This window comes from Actinoplanes sp. URMC 104, assembly GCF_051386375.1.
In the GTDB taxonomy this organism is placed as follows: Bacteria; Actinomycetota; Actinomycetes; order Mycobacteriales; family Micromonosporaceae; genus Actinoplanes.
This window is the reverse complement of the sequence record NZ_JBPQTO010000011.1, coordinates 1222953-1244049: the sequence shown is the minus strand read 5'-3', so window position 1 is coordinate 1244049 and position 21097 is coordinate 1222953. Positions and strand designations below refer to the sequence as shown.

The 21097-nt window shown below is 73.0% G+C and carries 15 protein-coding genes; 3 read left to right on the top strand and 12 right to left on the bottom strand.

The window, feature by feature from the left end; translation table 11 throughout:
• Positions 1-13 precede the first annotated feature (13 nt).
• On the top strand, positions 14-1042 hold the full coding sequence (locus ACSNN8_RS31490) for an extracellular catalytic domain type 1 short-chain-length polyhydroxyalkanoate depolymerase (RefSeq protein WP_436655470.1): 1029 nt from the start codon (positions 14-16) through the stop codon (positions 1040-1042).
• 1002 nt (positions 1043-2044) lie between these two features.
• Here the strand turns inward: ACSNN8_RS31490 and ACSNN8_RS31485 are convergent.
• From ACSNN8_RS31485 to ACSNN8_RS31470, 4 genes are all read right to left on the bottom strand, one after another.
• Positions 2045-3454 (bottom strand): cellulase family glycosylhydrolase, encoded by a 1410-nt coding sequence (locus ACSNN8_RS31485; protein ID WP_436655468.1) that lies wholly within the window; start codon positions 3452-3454, stop codon positions 2045-2047.
• A 288-nt stretch (positions 3455-3742) separates the two neighbouring features.
• Positions 3743-4351 carry a dihydrofolate reductase family protein gene (locus ACSNN8_RS31480; protein WP_436653608.1) on the bottom strand — a complete coding sequence of 203 codons (609 nt, stop codon included), beginning with the start codon at positions 4349-4351 and terminating at the stop codon, positions 3743-3745.
• 87 nt (positions 4352-4438) lie between these two features.
• Positions 4439-5692, bottom strand: a complete 1254-nt coding sequence (locus ACSNN8_RS31475) for a calcium-binding protein (protein WP_436653607.1) — start codon at positions 5690-5692, stop codon at positions 4439-4441.
• A gap of 56 nt (positions 5693-5748) precedes the next feature.
• Positions 5749-9108 (bottom strand): family 16 glycoside hydrolase, encoded by a 3360-nt coding sequence (locus ACSNN8_RS31470; RefSeq protein ID WP_436653606.1) that lies wholly within the window; start codon positions 9106-9108, stop codon positions 5749-5751.
• A gap of 195 nt (positions 9109-9303) precedes the next feature.
• On the opposite strand from ACSNN8_RS31470, the gene ACSNN8_RS31465 reads away from it, so the two are divergent.
• Positions 9304-11598 carry a putative bifunctional diguanylate cyclase/phosphodiesterase gene (locus ACSNN8_RS31465; protein ID WP_436653605.1) on the top strand — a complete coding sequence of 765 codons (2295 nt, stop codon included), beginning with the start codon at positions 9304-9306 and terminating at the stop codon, positions 11596-11598.
• Between the two features lie 917 nt (positions 11599-12515).
• Here ACSNN8_RS31465 and ACSNN8_RS31460 read toward each other — a convergent pair.
• The 3 genes from ACSNN8_RS31460 to ACSNN8_RS31450 all read right to left on the bottom strand — a co-directional run bounded on the left by ACSNN8_RS31460 (position 12516) and on the right by ACSNN8_RS31450 (position 14987).
• Positions 12516-13883 (bottom strand): DNA polymerase IV, encoded by a 1368-nt coding sequence (locus ACSNN8_RS31460; RefSeq protein WP_436653604.1) that lies wholly within the window; start codon positions 13881-13883, stop codon positions 12516-12518.
• 37 nt (positions 13884-13920) lie between these two features.
• The gene (locus ACSNN8_RS31455) at positions 13921-14496 is read right to left on the bottom strand and encodes a dihydrofolate reductase family protein (RefSeq protein ID WP_436653603.1); all 576 of its coding nucleotides are present in this window, start codon (positions 14494-14496) and stop codon (positions 13921-13923) included.
• Positions 14497-14564: 68 nt separating this feature from the next.
• Positions 14565-14987 carry a VOC family protein gene (locus tag ACSNN8_RS31450; RefSeq protein WP_436653602.1) on the bottom strand — a complete coding sequence of 141 codons (423 nt, stop codon included), beginning with the start codon at positions 14985-14987 and terminating at the stop codon, positions 14565-14567.
• Between the two features lie 77 nt (positions 14988-15064).
• Between ACSNN8_RS31450 and ACSNN8_RS31445 the strand changes: the two genes are divergently transcribed.
• Positions 15065-15871, top strand: a complete 807-nt coding sequence (locus ACSNN8_RS31445; RefSeq protein ID WP_436653601.1) for an SAM-dependent methyltransferase — start codon at positions 15065-15067, stop codon at positions 15869-15871.
• On the opposite strand, the gene ACSNN8_RS31440 is transcribed toward ACSNN8_RS31445, so the two are convergent.
• Genes ACSNN8_RS31440 through ACSNN8_RS31420 form a run of 5 tightly spaced genes read right to left on the bottom strand, consistent with a single transcriptional unit; the run spans position 15868 to position 21058 of the window.
• Positions 15868-17031, bottom strand: coding sequence for an alpha/beta hydrolase family protein (locus tag ACSNN8_RS31440; protein WP_436653600.1), 1164 nt, complete (start codon positions 17029-17031; stop codon positions 15868-15870). The genes ACSNN8_RS31445 and ACSNN8_RS31440 overlap by 4 nt on opposite strands.
• A gap of 5 nt (positions 17032-17036) precedes the next feature.
• A complete protein-coding gene (locus ACSNN8_RS31435; protein WP_436653599.1) occupies positions 17037-17999 on the bottom strand; it encodes a fumarylacetoacetate hydrolase family protein in 963 nt (320 codons plus the stop codon).
• Positions 17999-18931, bottom strand: a complete 933-nt coding sequence (locus ACSNN8_RS31430) for a VOC family protein (RefSeq protein WP_436653598.1) — start codon at positions 18929-18931, stop codon at positions 17999-18001. The genes ACSNN8_RS31435 and ACSNN8_RS31430 overlap by 1 nt, the downstream gene beginning before the upstream one ends.
• Before the next feature lie 12 nt (positions 18932-18943).
• Entirely contained in the window at positions 18944-20074 is a 1131-nt protein-coding gene (locus ACSNN8_RS31425) for an FAD-dependent oxidoreductase (protein WP_436653597.1), read from the bottom strand.
• A gap of 9 nt (positions 20075-20083) precedes the next feature.
• Positions 20084-21058, bottom strand: a complete 975-nt coding sequence (locus ACSNN8_RS31420) for a cyclase family protein (protein WP_436653596.1) — start codon at positions 21056-21058, stop codon at positions 20084-20086.
• Positions 21059-21097: the final 39 nt, after the last annotated feature.

Here is a 21097-nt window from a genome sequence, read left to right as displayed (position 1 = left end):
GGACCAGCACCAGATGGACCGGATGGCGGAAGCGACCCGGCTCACCCGCGACGGGCGCCTCACCGAGGCGATGGCTCTGCTCCGGTCCGGCCACAACGGCGGACTCGGCTCGGCGCTGCCCCAGGACGTACGCCTCCCGGACGGTTTGCGGTCGCTGCTGCGGCGGCACCGGACCGCCGCCCGGCCCGCCTCGACGGCGCCCGGCGAGTTCCTCGACCGCGACGGCGGCGAGCGGTCCTACAAGCTCTACGTCCCCACCGGATACACCGGTCAGCCCGTGCCCCTGGTCGTCATGCTCCACGGCGGCACGCAGAACGCCGACGACTTCGCGGCCGGCACCGGCATGAACGACCTCGCCGAGCGGCACACGTTCCTGGTCGCCTACCCCGAGCAGTCGCGCGCCGCCAACCCGATGGGCTACTGGAACTGGTTCGAGCCGGCCGACCAGCGCCGCGGTGCGGGCGAGCCGGCCGCCATCGCCGGCATCGTGGCCGAGATCGGGGGCGCGTACGCCGTCGCCGGCGGCAGCGTGTACGTCGCCGGCTTCTCGGCGGGCGGCGCCATGGCCGCGGTGATGGCCGCGACGTACCCCGACGTGTTCGCCGCCGCGGGCGTCCACTCCGGACTGGCCGCCGGCGCGGCGCACGACGTGCCGTCCGCGTTCGCCGCGATGCGGACCGGCCCGGCGAATCCGCAACGGACGACGGTGCCGCTGATCGTGTTCCACGGCGACGCGGACCCGACCGTCGCGCCGGTGAACGCCGACTGCCTGATCCGCGCCGCGGTTGCGGGCGGCGGGCAGCCGCTCACCGAGGCACACCGGACGCCCGGCGGACGGGGTTACACCCGCACCGTGCACCACGCCGCCGACGGCGCACCGGTGGCCGAGCTGTGGACCGTGGAGGGTTCCGGGCACGCCTGGTCGGGTGGGAAGCCGGAGGGGTCCTACACCGATCCGCAGGGGCCGGACGCTTCCGCCGAGATGGTGCGCTTCTTCGCCGAGCACGCCCGCCCGGCGCCGTCCGCCGACCCGACCGCCTGACAACCGAGCCGGCCGACCGGGATTTCCGCCGGTCGGCCGGGTCATTCGGCCCGGGTCTTTCGGCCTGGGTCGGTTCGCCTGAGTCGGTCGGCTTGGGTCTGTCGGTCTGAGTCTGTCGGTCTGGGTCGGTCCGCTTGGGTCGGTTGGCCTAGGTCTTCCGACCCGAGTCGGTTGGCGCGGTTCGGTTGGCCTGGGTCGGTTGGCTCGGGTCTGTCGGTCTGGGTCGGTTGGCTTGGGTCGGTCAGCTTGGGTTCGTTGGCCCGGGTCGATCGGCTTGGATCTGTAGGTCTGGGTCGGTTGGCCTGGGTCCGTTGGCCCGGATCGGTCAGCTTGGGTCGGTTGGCTTGGGTCCGTTGGCCCGGGTCGGTCCGCCCGGGTCGGTTGGCGCGGGTCGGTCGGCTTCAGTCGGTTGGCTCAGGTCTGTCGGTCTGGGCGTGTCGGCTTAGGCGCGGCGCGTCGGTCGGCTCCGAGCCGGCTGCCCACGAGGTCGGCCGTGCTCCGCGCCGTAGCGCAGGTGCTTGGTGATGCGATAGCGGTCGCCCTCGGTCGACCGACCGGGCGTGCTCGACAACCCGGCCCACCGCGTCGCGGGTGGTGCACGCCAATCTGGCAAGCCGCGAGCCGGAAGTCGGTGCCCGCGACCCGCGAGCCGCGAGCCGGAAGTCGGTGCCTGCGAGCCGCGAGCCGGAAGTCGGTGGCCGCGAGCCGCGAGTGGGTGGTCGCGAGCCGCGAGCCGAAATCGGAAGTCGGTGGTCGGGAGCCGGAAGTCGGTGGTCGGAAGCCGCGAGCCGGAAGCGGAAGCCGGGTGTCGGTGGTCGGGAGCCGCGAGTCGCGAGCCCTCCGACGCGGTGGCGCCGGCTGCGGCTGTGACCACCGCGTGGGTCGGGCGTTGGGCGTTCCGTTGTCGCTGCTGGGCTGCGTTGTCGCCGGGATCGCCCGTCCGGGCCCTCTTGCGGTGCTGAGGCGCGGTGCTGAGGGTCCGGACGGGCGGCGTGGCGGGGATCAGGCAGCGGTGCAGGTGACGGTGGGAGCGGTGTTGGTTCCCGAGTACGAGGCGGTGAAGCCCCACGAAGCGGTCGCGCCGGCGGCGAGGCTGCCGTTGTAGGGCATGTTGCGTGCGGTGACGGTGCTGCCGGTGGTGGTGATCGTGGCGTTCCAGGTGTTGGTCAGTTGCTGGCCGCTGGGCCACGTCCATGTGACGGTCCAGCCGCGGATCGCGGTGCGGCCGGCGGTCACGGTCACGGCGCCCTGGAAGCCGGTGCCCCAGGAGCCCGAGACGGCGTAGGTGGCGGTGCAGCCGCCCGACGGGGCCGGCGTGGTGAGCACAGGGGTGGTCGGCGTGGGAGTCGTCGGGGTGGGGGTGGTCGGGGTGGGAGTGGTCGGGGTGGGGGTGGTCGGGGTGGGAGTGGTCGGGGTGGTGGGCGTCGTGCCGCCGTAGATGGTGGCCTCGCGGGCGGTGGCCTTGATGCCGTTGGCGCCGTTGAAGAGGCGGTCGCCCCACGAGGTCAGCTGGGCGGGGTTGAAACCGGTGACCATGTCGAGGTACTCGACGCCGCCGCCGTTGCCGCTCCACGACCAGCCGAGGTAGCCGATGCCGCGCGCCTGGGCGGTGGCCAGGATGGTGTCCTCGTCGGGGTTGCCGTCGGAGTGGTTGTGGCCGAACTCGCCGATCACCAGCGGCAGCCCGGCGGTCTGGAACCGGCCGATGTAGTCGGTGATCTCCGCGGCGGTGTCGAAGACGCCGTACATGTGGATGCTGAAGATCGTGTTGTGCTGGGGGTCGGACGCGAGCACCGAGGCGGCGTTGTCGCGCATGATGAACTGCCAGTCCTGGCCCCAGTTCGGCGCGTCCACCATCAGCGCGTGCGCGAAGCCGGCGGCGCGCAGCCTGGCGATGGCGTTCTTGGTGTCGGCGATCCAGCCCGTGGCGTTGGTGTTGCCGTACGGCTCGTTGCCGATGTTGAGGATGACGTAGTTCTCCTGGCCGTCCAGCGCGCTCTTGATGCCGATCCAGTAGTCGACGGCGCGGGCCAGCGTGGTGGCCGCCGCGTCCTCGCCGTAGCCGGTCGTGTCGTGGGCCTCGAGGACGCAGATCAGCCGCAGCCGCTTGCACTCGGCGACCACCCGGGCGACGTCGGTGGCGTCGTTGCGGGTCCAGCGGTCGCCGGTGCTGAGCACCACGCGCACGGTGTTCGCGCCCTGGGCCTTGATGTCGGCCAGCGAGGAGAAGCGGTCGGCGTACCAGGTGTGCGCGTGGTTGACGCCGCGCATGACGAACGGGTTGCCGTTGCCCTCGAGGATGCGGGTGCCGCTGACCGTGATGCCGGTCGCCGCGGCGGCGGGCTGGGCGGTCGCCGCCAGGCTCAGCCCGGCGGCGACCGCCATGGCGGCCAGGCCGCCCAGCCATCTCATTCGCTTGCTCACGTTCCACCTCTTCGTCCGGGGATGTTGGGAGCGCTCCCAGGTCAGGGTGGGACAGGGTGACAGCGATGTCAACCATCGTGAGACATCGATGTCATCCGGTCGCCGCAAGAAGGGGGTAACCGGGTGCCGGCGAGCAGGCGCCCGGCGGGGCGGCGGCGGAAGGGCCCGGGCGGGGTGGCGGCGGGGACCGGGCGAGGCGGCGGCGGAGAGGGGCCGGGCGGGGAGGGGCCGGGCGAGCCGGGCGAGGGGGCCCGGCGGGCCGGCCGCGAGGAGGCGTCAGGCGGGGACCTGCTCCTTGACGTCGTCGTAGCCGGCCGCGGCGGGAGCGGGACCCGGCGCGTAGATCACCCGGATGACGCCGGTCGGGAAGGCCTCCGTGGCGAGCACGCTCAGGTGGTACGGCGCCTCGCCGTCGTCGAACAGCCGGCGTCCCTTGCGGGCGGCCACCGGGTGCACGAGCAGGCGCAGCTCGTCGACCAGCCCGGCGGCGAGCAGCTGCTGCACGATCGAGATCGAGCCGGGGACGAGGATGCCCTTGATCGTGGGGTCGGCCTTGAGGGCGGTGACCGCGTCGACCAGGTCGCCGTCGATCAGCTCGGAGTTGCGCCAGGTGAACTGCAGCGGCTGCCGGGAGGCGACGACCTTGCGCAGGTCGCCGAGCTGCTTGGCGAACGACGCGTCGTCGCCGCCGGCCTCCTCGCGGCCGGGCCAGGCGCCGGCGAAGCTGTCGTACGTCTCGCGGCCGATCAGCAGCACGTCGGCGGTGTCGTAGTCCTCGCTGACGGCGCGTCCCATGTTCTCGTCGAAGTACGGGAAGTGCCAGTCGGGGTCGATCTCGGCGACGCCGTCGGCCGAGACGAACAGCGTGGAAATGACCTTCGCCATGGTGGTGGTCCCTTCGTATCAGGTGGTTTCGGTGGTTGGACCGCCGCACCCCGGCGAAGTCATCGGCGCCCGCGGAAAAACTTCCGGTCAGGACCTCGTACGTTCGCAGCCGGCCAGGTCGTCGACCGGGTCGGCCAGGCATTCGTCGCCCGCCGGGCCGTCGGCGCCGCCGTCGAGCAGGCCGGGCGTGCCGTCCACGTCGGAGAGCCGGTCGTCGCCGTCCTCGCCGTACAGCGAGTCCCGTCCGTACCCGCCGGCCAGCCCGTCGTTGCCCGCGCCACCGCGTACGGTGTCGGAGCCGTCGCCCGCCTCGATGATGTTGGCGGCGCCGTTGCCGAGCAGCACGTCGTCGCCGTTGCCGCCGGTGACGTCCTCGACGTCGGCGCCGACCGTGTCACCCTCGCCGGCCCGGCCGTCGTCGCCGCTCGCGCCGTCCAGGTCGACCCGCACGGCAGCGGCGTACCTGACGTACACCACCCGGTCCCTCTCCGAGCCGCCGAGCAGCACGTCGGCGGCGGGCGCGCCCAGGGCCGGGTCGTCGCCGACGAGCCAGTCGTCGCCGCCGCCGCCCTCGAGGTGGTCGCGGCCCTGCTGGCCGTTGAGGTCGTCCTTGCCCGGACCGCCGAAGAGCCGGTCGTCGCCCGCCTGGCCCAGCAGGACGTCGTTGCCGGTCCCGCCGTCGAACGCGTCGTCGCCCGCGCCGCCGGTCATCCGGTCGGCCTCGGCGCCGCCGGAAAACAGGTCGTTGCCCGTCTCGCCGGAGAGCGTGTCCGCGCCGTCGCCGCCGTACAGCGAGTCGTCGCCCGAGCCGCCGTTGAGCGGGTCCGCGCCGTCGCCGCCGGAGAGCAGGTCGTTGCCCGTGCCGCCGATCAGCTTGTCGTTGCCGCCCAGCCCGTACAGCTTGTCGGCGCCGCCCTGGCCGTCGAGGTTGTCGTTGGCCGAGCCGCCGACGAGCTTGTCGTTGCCGTCGCCGCCGTACGCGTACAGGTAGAGGTCGGTCTTGTTGACGACCACGTCGTCGCGGTCGTAGAGATAGACGGTCGCGCGCATCGGGGTCTTCAGCGTGCAACGCACCTTGGTCGGGTCGCCGGGGACGGCGCGACAGCCCGTCCCCGCCTTGATCGCCGTCACGTCGTCCACGGTGACGGTGGCGCCGCTGCGCGAGACGATCACGGAGTTGGCCCGGCCGGTGGCGGCCCGGTACTGCACCTGGGTGCCGCCGGCGGCCGTGACGACGCCGGGGCTGCCCGCGGCGGCGTCCGCGGGAACGGTGGCCAGGGCGACGGCCCCGGCGCTGAGCAGAACGGCGCCGGCCAGAGCCGGACGAACGAAGCGACGCATGCGGATCCTCCCGTGATGAGCGTCGCGATTCTAGATCGTCCGGCCCCGGCCGGTGATCATGCCGGTTCGATCCAGATGGTGCGGTAGCGCACGTTCGCGCCGGGGTCGCCGTGGTCCTGCAGGCGGATCGGCAGGGCGGCCGGGCTCTCCGCGGCGCCGTTGCCGGTGGGCCCGTCGATCGCGACGTCGTTGTGCACGGTCACGCCGTTCCAGACGACCGTGACGCGGGCGTTCTCGGTTTTCGTGGTGCCGTTCCACCGGGCCGCGCGGAACGTGACGTCGTACGTCTGCCAGGTCTCCGGGGCCGTGGCCGCGTTCACCGAGGGCGCCCGCTTGAGATAGATGGCGCCCGCGTCGTCGGCGGCCGGAGTCGCCTTGCCGTACGAGTCCAGCACCTGCAGCTCGTAGCGGTCCTGCAGGTAGATGCCGCTGTTGGCGCGCTGCTGGCCGGTCACGTCGGCGGGCAGGTTCGGCAACCAGAACTCCACGTGCAGCTTGAAGTCGCGGTACGTCTGCTTGGTGCGCAGGTCGCCGCCGAGCACCTCGGCCGAGCCGCCCGAGACCGGCCAGGTCGGCGCGGTGCCGTCGGCGTTCTGGAACGCGTCGAGGTTGGCCCCGTCGAAGAGTGTGACCCGGCTGGGGCCGTTGTGGGTCCAGCGCTGTTGCGCGACGTCGGCCCATTCCCAGATCTGCACGGCCGTGCCGTCGGCGCTCGCCCCGCCGGCCGCGTCGAGCACCTTGCCGGACGCGGGGTTGAGCAACGAGCCGTTCGCCTGGGCCTGCCACACCTGGGCGGCGCTGTTGTTGCAGGTGTAGAGCTGCACCCGGGTGCCGTTGGCCGTGCCGGCGTTGTCGACGTCGAGGCACTTGCCCAGCGCCCGCAGCGTGTCGCCCTCGCGCGTCCAGCTCTGCGCCGAGGAGTTGTTGCACGTGTGCAGCTGCACCTTGGCGCGGTCGGCGGCGTTCGCGTTCTCCACGTCCAGGCACTTGCCGCCGATCCCGGTGATGGTGCCGGTGCCGGCGCTGCTGCCGGAAGCGGAGCCGACGGTGAGGCTGTCGAGGTTGACGTGCCCGATGTCGCCGGTGTCGACGCTGTACGCGACGGTGTTGCCCCCGGCCCGCAACGGCACCGAGTCGGGCAGCGTCGCCCACGTCTCCCAGGTGCCGGTGTCGGCGAGGCTGACCTGCTTCACGCGCGTCCCGTTGACGTACAGGCTGATGGTCTTGGCCCCGGCGGACGGGTTGGGGCCGTTGCTGTAGCGCAGCGAGATCGGGTACGTGCCGGCGGACGGCACGGTGACGGTGAACGTGGTCGCGGCGCCGACCGTGCTGTGTCCCGCGGCGAAACCGGAGCCGGTGTACCCGGTGTGGTCGCTCGCGACCGACGTGCTGCCGCTGAGCCCGGACCACTCCGCCTCGACCCGGTCGGACTTGAGGATCGTGCCGTCGACCAGGCTGGTGAGCGTGTACCAGGCCTCGGTGCTCCACAACGAGCCGCCCGACGCGGACGTGAACGGGCGCGGTGAGCGCACGTGCACGACCCGGCCCGGCTTGAGCCCGGCGAGCTTGAGCGTGACCTTGAGCCGGTCGGCCGACAGCGTCGCACCGCTGACCGTGAGCGTCTCCTCGTCGATCTTCGGGCCGCCGTAGTCGGGCGTCGGGACGTACCGCCACTGCTCGGCCCGGTAGCGCGTGGCCAGCTGCGCGGCGGTGGCCTCCGACACGGGCTGCGTGTACTCCAGCTCGAAGCCGCCGGCGACCGCGCGCATCGCCTTGATGTCGAAGACGCTCGTGCCGTTGGGCGTGAGCTTCTGCAGCCCGTAAGTCAGCTTGCCTTCCTGTCCCCAGTTGCCGCCCGCGCCGAGCCCGCCCGCGTAGAGCGCGCCGTCCGGGCCCTGGCTGAGCCGCAGCACGCCCATCTCCAGGCCCTGGGTGAGCCGGAAGACCGCGCCCTGGTACTGGCCGTTGACCTTCTCGAGGTAGGCGCGCTGGACACCGCCGTACGTGACGTCGCCGAAGAGCATCTGACCGGCGTACGGGCCGGAGGTGAGCATCAGCGGCGTGCTCGGCGAGTTGGCGATCTCGTTCTGCGGCAGCCAGAGCACCGGCGCGGTCACCGGCTGGGTGTCGAACGGGCCGTCCGGGTTGGTGTAGTGGCCGAAGAAGCGGTCCTGCTTGACCTGCACCAGCTTGGAGGCGGGCAGCCAGCCGCCCTGGTTGTCGAGCACGAAGATGTCGCCGTCGGGCCCGAAGGTGAGCCCGTTGGGGGTGCGCAGGCCGCCGGCGACGTACTGGACCGCGCCGGTGGACCGGTTGATCTTCAGGGTGGTGCCGCGGTGGGGCGAGCCCTGCGGGTCCGTCGTCGCGCCGCCCAGGTTGATCGAGACGGACAGGTTCAGATAGAAGTACCCGTCCTGATAGAGCAGGCCGAACGCGAACTCGTGGAAGTTGCCGTCGAACGGCCAGGTGGCGACCCGGCGGTACTGGTCGATGGTGCCGTCCCCGGTGGTGTCGGTGAGCTCGGTCAGCTCGTGCTTCTGGGAGACGTAGATCTTCCCGTCGACGATCTTGAGGCCCATCGGCTCACGCAGCCCGGTCGCGATCTTCCTGTACGTCACCTGGGCGGGCGACGTGCTGCCGGTGACCCCGCTGAGCACGTACACCTCGCCGGCCACCGTGTCGCTGCCGCCCCACGTGGCGATCGCCAGGCGGCCGTCCGGGAACCAGTCCATCGCGCTGACCTGCGGGTTGAAGCCGGACGGGCGCAGGTTGGCCAGCGTGTAGCCGGGGTGCACGCCGGTCAGCGGCAGCCCGTCGCCGGGGCTGTCCCCGGCGCCCTCGCACTCCTTGCGGCCAGGGGCGGTCACCCGGACGACGCCGGCGTCGGTGCTCAGCGCGCTCGCCGGGACCACCGTGTACGCCGTGGCGCCCGGCGGCCGCCACTCCAGAGTCAGTTGCTGGCCGCCGTCGCGCTCGAAGTAGTCGAGGCTCAGCGCGTGGTAGCCGGTGGTGCTCAGGGTGACCGAGCCCTCCTTCGCGGTGGCCCCGTGCGCGCCGTCGTGGTCGATGACGGTGGCGCCGTCGATCCTCAGGCGCGAGCCGTCGTCGCTGGTCAGGCGGAAGGCGTACGTGCCGGTCGCGGTGATGCTGAGGTTGCCGAGCACCTCGGACTGGAAGCGGTCCTCGAGCCCGAAGTCGGCGGCGGTCGTCCAGTTGATCGTCGAGAGCTTCTTGTCGACGTTGGGCGTCTGGCCGGGCTTGAGCGTGCAGAGCGCGTTCAGCGACGTCTGCAGGTCGTACGTGCGCAGGGTGACGCCGAGCTCCTGGGCGGGGATCGCGGCGGCGGTGGCGGGCAGGGCGGGCAGCAGGCCCGCGAGGGTGGCGGCGGCGAGCAGGGCGAGCGGGGATTTCTTCATCGGACCGTCCAGACCTCGATGAGTGTCGATGCACGGGACGGTAGGCGACTTTTGTTCACCAGTCCATAACTTCAGCGCGATTATCGAAAAGTATTGTTTAGAGTGCTGAAACATTGCCGTCACAAAAGTCCGCTGCTCCCGGGACGCAACGCCGGGGCGGCGAAGATTCGGCCGGAGACCACCGATCGTTGCGGTATGGCACAACTGCGAGCGCGACCCGGCCGGGTGCTGACGGCGGCCGTGTGGGGGTCGGGCGCCCTGCTCGGGCTGATCCTCGTGCAGGCCCTCACCGGCTGGGGCAGCGAGTTCCAGGCGCGGATCCTCAACGACCTGACGCACCTGCCGGTCACACTGCTGACCGCGGCGCTGGGTCTGCGGCTGATCACCAGGGGCGGCCTCGACCGGCGCGAGCGCCGCGCCTGGATCCTGCTCGAGGCGTCGTTCGTCTGCCAGGTCGTCGCGCACGCGGCCTCGCTGGCGCAGAACTTCGTGCCCGGTCTGCCGCCGTACCCGTCGATCTCCGACTACCTGTACACGGTCTCCATCCCGCTGGTCGTCGCCGGTCTGCTGCTCATGCCCGTCGCGCGCCGCAGCGGCGCCGAGCGGGTCAAGCTGCTCATCGACTCGCTGATCGTCGTGGCCGGCGCGTGCATGGCGCTGTGGTACCTGGAGATCGGCCCGCTGCTGCAGACGCCGGGCGCCGACCCGGTCATCATCATGTTCTCGACGGCCGTACCGGTCCTGGACCTGCTGCTCGTCTTCGCGCTCATCACGCTGCTGCTGCGCCGCGCCCACGCCGACGCCGCGGTGCGGCTGCTGGGCGCGTCGATGACGCTCAAGGTGGTCGCCGACAGCACGTACACCATCGCGTACGTGCAGTTCGGCGTGGCCTTCCAGGGCGGCAGCTGGCCCTTCCTGCTGTGGGCGTCGGGCGCATTCCTCGCGCTGCTCGCCGTGCACCGCCGGCTGCGCCACGACGGGCTGCCCCGCGGCGAGCGCCAGGACCGCGGCCGGCTGGGCTGGCTGCCGTACGGCGGGGTCGTCCTCGCGTACGGGCTGCTGGCCTTCGCCGCCCGCGAGCAGGCGCTGTACCCGCTCGGCGGGATGATCCTCGGGTCGATCGCGCTGACCACCCTGGTCATCGCGCGGCAGATGTACGCCCAGCGGGAGAACCGCCGGCTGGCCGTCACCGACCCGCTCACCGGGCTGTCCAACCGCGCGCTCATCACCGAGCGCCTCGCCGAGGTCACCCGGCAGCCGCTGCGCGAGGGCCGGCACGGCGCCGTGCTGCTGATCGACCTCGACCGCTTCAAGCCGATCAACGACGCGTACGGGCACGAGGCCGGCGACGCGGTGCTCAAGGCGGTCGCCGCGGCGCTGCGCTCGGTCATCCGCTCCGGCGACACCGCGGGCCGGCTGGGCGGCGACGAGTTCGCCGTCGTGCTGCCCGGGCTGCCCAGCCCGGCCGCCGCCGAGGCCGTCGCGCAGCGGCTCGCCGAGGCGCTCAGCACGCCGGTGATCTTCGGCGACCTGCTGCTGAGCGTCGAGGCGAGCATCGGCGTCGCACTGCGCGACGCCACCACCGGCGACGCCGAGCAGCTGATGGCGCACGCCGACGCCGCCATGTACGCCGCGAAGCGGTCCGGCCGCGGCCACTACCGCGTCTACACGCCCGAACTGGACACCCGCGCCCGCGACGCCGAACTGCGGCGCGCGGTCGAGAACGGCGAGCTCGTCGTGCACTTCCAGCCGGTCGTCGGGCTGGCCGGCGACGACCACACGGCGGTCGAGGCGCTGGTGCGCTGGAACCACCCCACCCGCGGGCTGCTGATGCCGGGCGCCTTCATCGACCTGGCCGAGGAGACCGGCGCGGTCGTCCCGATCGGCGAGTGGGTGCTGCGCGAGGCCTGCCGCCAGGCCGCCGGATGGCGTACGGACAACCCCGACGCGGAGGCGGTGTGGCTGAGCGTCAACCTGTCTCCGCGGCAGGTCACGCAGGCCGGACTGGTCGACACGATCCGCGGCATCCTGGACGAGACCGGGTTCCCCGCCGACCGGCTCGTGCTGGAGCTGACCGAGAGCGTCATCCTGCAGCCCGACGAGCAGACCGTGGCGCGCCTGACCGCCCTGCGCGACATGGGCATCGGCATCTCGGTCGACGACTTCGGCACCGGCTACGCGGCGCTGAGTTACCTGCGCACCCTGCCCGTCAGCGTGCTCAAGATCGACCGCTCGTTCATCACCGGCATCGACACCGACCCCGGCGCGTACGCCGTGGCCGAGGCCGTGGTGCGGCTCGCCCAGGCGTTCCGGCTGCACGTGGTCGCCGAGGGCATCGAGACCGCCGAACAGGCCCGCCGCCTCGCGGGCATGGGGTGCAGCTACGGCCAGGGATACTACTTCGCCCGCCCGATGCCCGGCGACGACCTGGCCGACCTGCTGCGGTCGCGGGCGCTGCTGCGGTCGTCGCTGATCGCCGAGCCGGCCTGACCGACGCTCACCGGCGGCCGACGATCTCGCAGGCCGGAGACTTTCGGGGCCGACCGTTTCGGCGGACCTTTGCGGGTCGCGCTTCGGCGGGCCGGCCACCTTGCCGGCCGCTCACTTGTTGGGGCCGGGCGCTTTCCGCGGGCTACTCGCGTCTGCGGCCGCCCACCTGTGCCAGGCGCGTGCTTTTCGAGGCTGCTCACCTCTGCCGGCTGCTCACTTGTTGGGGCCGGGCGCTTGACGGGTCACTCGCGACTGCGGCCGCCCACCTGTGCGAGGGCGCGTACTTTTCAGCCACTCGCCTCTGCGGGGCGAGTGCTGCCTCGGGCCGTGCACCTCCGCGATCCGAGCCCTTTGTGCATCCAGCTCCTCTCTTGCCGAGCGCACTCGCGGAGCGAGGGCCCTCTCCGGCTGAACGCTACGAGGGCGAGCGGATCGTCGGCCGTGCTGGTCGCGCACCTTTCGGGCCGCGCAATGAGCGGCGGGCGGGGGTCAGTGGGCGGGGCGCTGCCGGGCGGAGGTCGGTGGTCTGGAGGTCGGTGGTCCGGAAGTCAGCGGGCGGGGGTCATCCGGCGAGGGTCACCAGGCGGGGCGTTAGCAGCCCGGAGGTCGGTGGTCTGGAAGTCGGCGGGCGGAGGTTGACCGGCGCGACGCTAGCCGCCCGAAGGTTGGTGGCTCGGGGGTCATCGGGCGGGGCCTCGGCGGCCCCGATCGGGTGGCCCGGAGGTCGGCAGGCAGAGGCCAGTGGGCGGGGCGTTGATGGCGCGGAGGTTGGTGTCCCCTGAGGGTGAGGTCTGCGAGCGCGGCGCCAGCAGGCGAGGCTCCATCGACCGGGCAGTCCGGGGGCGGTGTCAGCGGGCACGCGGCAGTGGCCGGGGTGCCGGCGGGCGGGATGTCGGCGGTTCGGAGGTCGGCGGGGGTCAGGGGGCGGGCGCGGTCCAGTCGGGTGGGTCGGTGGGGTGCAGGGCTGGGTCTTCGGCGTCGAAGGTGCGGACCGGGCCGGGGGGAGTGGCCGGGCCCTCGAAGCGGACGGTGACCCGGCCGCGGCCGCTGCCCCAGACCCAGCCGGGGCCGTGGTCGTCGTGTCGTACGTCCTGGCCGGGGCGCCAGTCGCCGCCGGCGGCGGGCTGCGGCGGGGATGGGGGTGGGGGTGGGGACGGCGCTGTCGCGGGTAAGGGGTCTGGGGGCGAAGGCTCGGCGGGGGCGCCGAAGAGGTCGTCCTGTACGAAGTCGGCGAGGGTGGAGACGCCGACGCCGAGCAGGCGGACGCCGGCGGACGTGTCGACCTCGGTCAGCAGGCGGCGGGCGAACTGGGCCACGAGCCGGGGGTCGTCGGTGGGCTGGGCGCGGGTCGCCGAGCGGGTGATCGTGGTGAAGTCGTGGTGCCGGACCTTGATGGTGATCGTGCGGGCGGACAGGCCGCCGGCGCGCAGCCGGCCGCCGACGCGCGCGGCGAGCTGGTCGATCTCGGTGTGGAGCCGGGCCTGGTCGGTGAGGTCGACGTCGAAGGTCTCCTCGGCGGAGACGGATTTCGCCTCGCGCTCGCCCACGACGGGCCGGTCGTCGTCGGCGCGGGCCAGGCGGTGCAGGCCCGCGCCGTGGGCCTGGCCGAACCAGTCGATCAGGTCGGACAGCTCGACGCGGGCGAGGGCGCCGATGGTGTGCACCCCGGAGCGGCGCAGCCGCTCGGCGGTGGCGGGGCCGACGCCGGGCAGCCGGGTCACCGGCAGCGGGTGCAGCAGCGCCTGCTCGTCGCCGGGCGCCGCGACGGTCAGCCCGTCCGGCTTGTGCAGGTCGGAACCGATCTTGGCGACGAGCTTGGACGTGCCGACGCCGATCGAGGCGGTGACCCCGCCGGTGGCGGCCGCGATCTCCGCCCGGACCCGCTCGGCCAGCGCGGTGACCCCGGGCACCGACAGGTCGTGGCGGCCCGCCGCGGCCAGATCCACGTACGCCTCGTCGATCGAGACCTGCTCGACCAGCGGCGACACCTCGCCCAGCAGCGCCATCACGACCTCGCTGGTCCTGCGATAGGCGGCGAACCGCGGCGCGAGGAAGGCCGTGCCGGGCGGGCAGCGGCGCCGGGCCTCCGCCATCGGCATCGCCGAGCGTGCCCCGTACCGGCGGGCCTCGTAGGACGCGGTCGCGACGACCCCGCGCCCGGCCACCCCGCCGACGATGACCGGCCGGCCGCGCAGGGACACCTTGTCGCGCTGCTCGACCGCCGCGAACATCGCGTCGAGGTCGACGTGGGCGATGCTCGCCTCCCGCCGTGGTGGGTGTGTCACGGCTCCAGTGTCGGTCAGGGGTACGACAGAAACGTCGTCAGCCGTGCCGGACGGGCCGGTAGACGAGCTCCTGCACGCGGCCGTCGAGCGTCCGGGCCTCGAGCAGCTCGAGGTCGAAGTCGGCCGCGCCCCGGAAGATCGGGTCGAGCCCGGTCTCCCCGGTGATCACCGGGAAGACCGACACCTGCAGTCGGTCCACCAGGCCGGCGGCCATCAGCGCCCGGTTCATGCTCAGGCTGCCGTGCGAGCGCAACGGAACGTCGGACTCCTCCTTGAGCCGCGCCACGACGTCGACGGCGTCGCCGCGCGCGACCGTCGCGTCGGGCCAGTCGAGGGGCTCCTCGAGCGTGTTCGACACCACCGTGGCCGGCAGGTTGACCATCCGGGTGACCCAGGGGTCCCGCAGGGCCTCGTCCGCGTCCGAGGCGAGCATCTGCGCGAACGCCCGGTGGGTGGTGGCGCCGAACACCATCCGCTGCTCGGTGCCGTAGAGGGCGAGACGGTGGGCGAGCAGCTCGGGCCCCTGCTTGCCCCAGTAGCCGGTCCAGTCCCCGCCGGCGGCGCCGAAGCCGTCGAGGCTGGTGAAGACGTCGAAGGTGTAGGTCGCGGTCATGGTGGTCCCCTTCCGGTGGTTCGGTCACTCTGCAGACCGCCCGGGACGGCGGAACTCACCGGTGCGGCTCAGCGGGCGAAGACCTGGGACTCGTCGCGGAACGCCTTGAACTCCAGCGCGTTGCCCGCCGGGTCGCGGAAGAACATCGTCCACTGCTCGCCGGGGCGGCCGGGGAAGCGCAGGTAGGGCTCGATCAGGAAGGTCGTGCCCGCGTCGCGCAGCCGGGCGGCGAGCGCATGGAACTCCTCGGCGCTCAGCAGCAGTCCGAAGTGCGGGACCGGCACCTCGTGGGCGTCGACCTCGCTGTCGCCGGCGGGCCGGACCGGGCCGGGCACGACGTGCGTGACCAGCTGGTGGCCGTGCAGATCCCAGTCGACCCAGTGGTCGCTGGAGCGGCCCTCGCCGAGGCCGAGCACGCCTCCGTAGAACGCCCGGGCGGCGCTCAGGTCGTCGACGGGGATGGCGAGGTGGACCGCGGGACGAGTCGTCATGACCCCGAGCATGGCACCGCGGCGTCCGGAGGGCAGCGGGGCTGCGCGAGGAGTCCGATCCGGACTACCGTCGCGCCATGACGGAGCAGCGGGACGGCGCGTTCGCCGGGCTGGACACGGCAACGCCGCACTCGGCGCGGGTGTGGAACTACTGGCTCGGCGGCAAGGACAACTTCGCGGTCGACCGGCAGGTCGGCGACCGGGTGCTGCAGATGCTGCCCAGCATCGTCGAGCAGGCCCGCGCCGACCGGGCGTTCCTCGGGCGCGCGGTCTCCTACCTGGCGGGCGAGCGCGGCGTCCGGCAGTTCCTCGACATCGGCACGGGGCTGCCGACCGCCGACAACACGCACGAGGTCGCCCAGCGGATCGCGCCGTCGTCGCGGATCGTGTACGTCGACAACGACCCGCTCGTGCTGGTGCACGCCCGCGCGCTGCTCACCAGCGCCCCCGAGGGCCGCACCGACTACATCGAGGCCCACCTGGAGGACCCGGAGACGATCCTGCGCGAGGCGGCCCGCACGCTCGATCTGCGCGAGCCGGTGGCGCTCATGCTGATGGGCGTGCTGCACCACGTCGGCAACACCGCCGCGGCGTACGGCATCGTCGACCGGCTCAAGGCCGCGCTGGCGCCCGGCAGCTTCCTGGTGATCAACCACGCCACCAACGCGGTCTTCGGCGAGGCCAGCGACGAGGGCGTACGGCACTGGAACCAGTTCGGCAAGCCGAAGATCACGCTGCGCTCGCCCGAGCAGATCGCCCGCTTCTTCACCGGGTGGACGCTGCTCGAGCCCGGCATCGTGTCGTGCTCGCGGTGGCGCCCGGGCGCCACCGACGACAGCAGCCCCGAGGTCGACGAGTTCGGCGGTGTGGCCGAGCGCCGCTAGCGCCGGCGGCCGTCCGCGGCGAAGGTGTCGGCGACCCAGTCGGCGATGAACGTGCTCACGTGCGGCAGGTGGTCCAGTCCGATGTGCTCGGTGGCGCCCTCCTCGGGGGTGAAGACGCGCAGCTCCCGCCGGGGCGAGTTGACCGCCTGGTCGTACGAGCGGTGCGCGTAGGCGAGCGGGATCTGGCGGTCGCCGGCGCCGTGCGCGATCAGGAACGGCACGGTGATGTTCTCCACGACGCCGTCGAGGTGCACGGCGTCGGCGAACTCGAGGAACTCCCGCAGGTCGGTGTGGCCCCACACCCACAGCACGTGCTCCCAGTAGTGCGGGACGGGCCGCTCGCCCTCGCGTTCCATCCGGCGCCGCTGCACCTCGCCCCAGTTGTGGTTGGCGCCCCAGGCGACGCAGAGCGCGAACCGCTTCTCGAAGGCCGCGGCCCGGGGCGCGTAGTAGCCGCCGAGCGACCAGCCGACGATGCCGATGCGCGAGGCGTCGACCTCGGCGCGCGTCTCGAGCCAGTCGACCGCGGCGCCGGCCCACGTCTCGGCGTCGATGAGCGCGGTCAGCCCCTGCAGCCGCAGCGCCTCGCCGGTGCCGGGCTGGTCGAGCATCAGGCACGAGATGCCGCGCTCGGCCAGCTCCTCCCAGTGCCGCGAGGTGTACTGGTGCTCCTTGGTGGAATCGAGCCCGTTGACCAGCACGACGACCGGCGCCGGCCCGTCCCCGGGGGCCTGGCTGAAATACGCCGGCAGAGTCGTCTCCCCGTACGGGATCTCGACGCGCCGCACGCGCGGGCTGTGCAGCTCGAACGCCTTCTGGGTCAGCTGCAGCAGCCGCCGGTAGGCGGGAACCCGGTGCGGGTCCGCGTGCGCCAGCATCCGCTCGGCCTGGGCGAGGTAGTTGCTCGCACGGAAGTACAGCTGCCCGGCCGTCCGCGTGTGCCCGGCCTTCTCCGCCTCCTCGGCCTGCGCCACGAGCTGGTCGGTCAGCGCCGTCCACGCGCGCAGGAAGTCCGGTGTGCCCGCGTCCTCGCCGGCGGCGGCGGCGTCGCGGATCGGCCGGCACGCGCGGTCCACCTCGTCGATGAGCCCGCCGGAGTTCAGCGTGGCGACCACGGCGAGGTTGTAGGTGTACGGGCCGTCGGGAAAGTACTGGAACACGGGCTTCAGACCTTTCGGAGGCGGGGGCGCGGGCGGGCCGCCCGCACCGGCGGCAGATCGGGACCGGCGACGACGCGGTTGCGGATGGCGCCGATGCCCTCGACGGCCATCTCGACGACGTCGCCCGGTTGCAGCGGCGGCGGGTCGAGCCGGCCGCGGCGGCCCCACAGCTCGGCCAGGCAGCCGCCGTTGCCGCAGGTGCCCGAGCCGAGCACGTCGCCGGCGCGCACCCGGGTGCCGCGCGAGGCGTAGGCCACCAGTTCCGGGAACGGCCAGCCCATGTTGGACAGCAGGTCCTGGCCGACCTCGGCGCCGTTGACGCAGACCCGCATGTCGAGCGCCAGGAAGCCGTCGTCGTCCAGGTGCCCGGCCAGTTCGTCGGCCGTGACCAGCCACGGCCCGAGCGTGCTGGCCGAGTCCTTGCCCTTGGCCGGCCCGAGGTTGACCTTCATCTCGCGGGCCTGCAGGTCGCGGGCCGACCAGTCGTTGAGGATCGTGTAGCCGAAGATGTGCTCCGCCGCCTGCTCGGGGGTCAGCGAGGCGCCGTCGCGGCCGACGACGGCGGCCACCTCGAGCTCGAAGTCGAACCGCTGCGAGCCGGGCGGCACGGGCACGTCGTCGAAGGGCCCGACGATCGCGTACGGGTTGGTGAAGTAGAACGTCGGGGCCTCGTACCACTGGGGAACGACGCCCGCGCCGTCCCCGACCGACGCGACCACGCCCTCGACGTGTTCCTCGAACGCGACGAAATCGCGGACGGTCGGCGGCTCGAGCGGCGGCAGCAGCCGTACCGATGGCAGGGGCACCGCGGCGCCCGTCAACGCGGCCGCGCCGGCCTCGAGCGCGGCGGGCAGCCCGGCGCGGACGAGGCCGAGCACGGTCGTGCCGTCCGGCAGCGGGTGCAGCCCGGCATCGGAGACGACACCGGCGTGCACCGACCCGGCGGTTTCGTACGTGGCGAACCGCATCAGACCGGCGGGGCCTGGAACAGCCCCTTGTCGGGGTCGTTGAACGAGCGCTGCGCGACGAATTCGTTCATGGCGTTGGCCGTGCCCCACTGGTCGCTGACCGCGGGGTCGGAGAAGTCGTACAGGTGCGGGTGCCAGCTGTCCTCGTCGAGCTTCTCCAGCTCGGTCGTGTACTCCATGGTGTTGCCGCTGGGGTCCAGGAAGTAGCTGAAGGTGTTGTTGCCGGCCAGATGCCGCCCGGGGCCCCAGATCTTCTCCACGCCGGCACGCAGCACCCGGCCGGTGCCGCGCATGTACTCGTCGAGGCCGCGCAGCTCGAACGAGGCGTGGTGCAGCGACGGGTGCGGGCAGCGGGCGATGGCCATGCTGTGATGCCAGGCGTTCACCCGCATGAACCACATCATCTCGCCCATCCGCGGGTGCATGAGGGTGTCCGACAGCGCGAACGACAGGTGCTTCTCGTAGAACGCCCGGGTGCCCTCGGGGTCGGCCGAGTTGATGACGACGTGCGACAGGCGCACCGGGACCGACTCGCCCTCCTCGATGGTGCGGTGGCGGCGCACGGCCACGTCGGAGGAGACCTCGACCGTACGGCCCTCGTTGTCGAAGAACCGGAAGCCGTACCCGCCGCCGGGGGTCTGCAGGGTGCTGGGCTCACTGACCAGCCGTACGCCCTCGGTCGCCAGCCGCGCCGCGAGCGTGTCCACGTCCGCGGCGCTCGCGGCGCCGAACGCGATGAGGTCGATGCGCTTGTCCGCGGCCTGGCGCAGCCGGACGACGTACTGCTCGGGGCTGCCCTCGGCGGCCAGGAAGGTGAGCCCGGAGTCGGTGTGCTCGGGCTTGAGACCCCAGGTGTCGCGGTAGAACTCCAGTTGCCGGGCGTGGTCGGGCACGGCGAGGTCGACGTGCCGCAGGTGGGTGATCAGTCGCATGGTGACTCTTTCTCAGGAGGGCTCGCCGACCAGGACGGCGATCGACCGCATGAGGCCGGGGATGTCGCCCCGTACGCGGTCGAGCTGCCACTGGCAGAGCTGGTTGGAGGCGTCGACGACGGCCTTCGCCCGCGGGACGCGGCGGCTGTGGAACGCCTCCCACAGCGGCGGGCCGACGGTGTCGTGGGTGAGCAGCAGCTCGCTGAGGACGGCGGCGTCCTCGAGGGCCTGGGCGCCGCCCTGCGCGATGGTGGGCGGGCAGGTGTGCGCGGCGTCGCCGACGAGCACGACCCGGCCGCGGTTCCACGGGGCGTCGAGCACGTGGGTCTCGAACCACGTGTAGTTGACCCGGGAGGGGTCGGTGAGCGTCTTGCGGATCTCGTCCCACGGGCCGTGGTACGCCTCCGACAGCTCGATCATCGTGGCGAGCTGCTGCTCCGGTGTCAGCGTGGACCGGTCCTGCGCCGGCTCCACGATGTACGCGTAGAGCGAGTCCGCCCCGGTGGGGCAGTAGCCGGCGATGAACGACGGCCCGCCGTAGTACAGGTCGGTGCGCGTGACGCTCGCCGGGCGGGGGCCGAAGGCGCGCCAGATGCCCATGCCGACCGGCCGCGTCTCGAGCGGGATGCCGAGCGCCCGCCGGGTCTGCGAGCGGACCCCGTCGGCGCCGACCACCAGGTCGTACCGGCCCGTGGAGCCGTCCGCGAAGGTGACGTCCACGCCCTCGGCGTCCTGGTCGAGACCGGTGAAGGTCGTGCCGAACCGGCAGGCGACGCCGGTGGCGACCGCCCGCTCGTGCAGGATCCGGGCCAGCTCCGGCCGCGCCATGCCCATCGCGGCCGGATAGCCCGGCCCGCCGGTGCGCGCGTCGGGCACCTCGGCCACCACCGAGCCCAGCGGATCGGGCGCCCGGATGCCGGTGACGTCGAACGGGTAGCCGCGCTCGCGCGCCGCCGCCCAGACGCCGAGGCCGTCGAGCTCGCGCAGGGCGTTGCCCTGCAACGTGATGCCGGAGCCCAGCGCGGTCGGCTCCGGGCGCAGCTCGACGAGGTCCACGTCGACGCCGGCCTCGGCCAGCCGGATCGCGGTCGCCGATCCGGCCAGGCCGCCACCGACCACGAGAACGCGGTGCACAGCAGTCATCTCGGTCCCCTACTTGACGGCGAGCGGGTTGACCGGGGCCCCGACGGCGCCGGTCACGGGAAGCGGTGCGGCGCTGAGGAAGAACTCCCACACGCCGTCGGCCGCGCAGTCGGCGGCGAGCGCGTCGAAGTCCCACATCTCGCCGATGAACAGCCCGATGTGCGGGATGCAGACCTGGTGCAGCGGCTGGAAGGCGACGTCGAACTCGTTGGGCCGCACCTCGAAGCCCCAGGTGTCGGTCGCGATGCCGGCGATCTCGGTGCCGTGCAGCCAGTCGGCGGTGGTGAACGACAGCCCGGGGGAGTCGCCGCCGGCGTAGTCGCCCCAGCCCTCGCGCCGGGCGCGGGCGAGCCGGCCGGTGCGCACGCACAGCAGGTCGCCGCGCCCGACCGGCGAGCCCTGCGCGGCGATGGTCGCCTCCAGGTCGGCGGTGGTGATGGCGTACCCGTCGGGCAGTTCGCCGCCGTCGCCGATCGCGCGGCCCACGTCGAGCAGCACGCCGCGCCCGGTGATGTGCGCGGCGGCGGTCTCGATGCCGGTGACCCGGTCGCCCTCGCTGGTCACGACGTCGCCCGCCCGGCGGCCGTTCCAGGCGGCGCCGTGGTCGAAGATGTGCCCGAGCCCGTCCCACTGGGTGGACGCCTGCAGCGGCATGAACACCACGTCGTCGGCGCCGCCCAGGCCGTGCGGGAAGCCCTGCGTGCCGCGTTCGGCGTCGGCGCCCGTGTCGAGCATGGTGTGCACCGGGTTGGTGCGCCGCCGCCAGCCCTTCTGCGGCCCGTTCGCGTCGAACGTCTGCGCCAGGCTGAAGCTCACGCCCCGCCGGACGCAGGCCGCGCCCGCCCGCCGCTTCGCCTCGTCGAGGAAGTTGAGCGTGCCGAGCACGTCGTCCGCGCCCCAGCGCCCCCAGTTCGAGCAGCGCTTGGCCGCCGCGGCGATGGCGCCCTCGGGGTCGCCCGGATCCGGCCGGGTGGTTTCGGTCATGTTTCCACCGTCGCCGGGCCGGCGTCATCCGGGAAGACG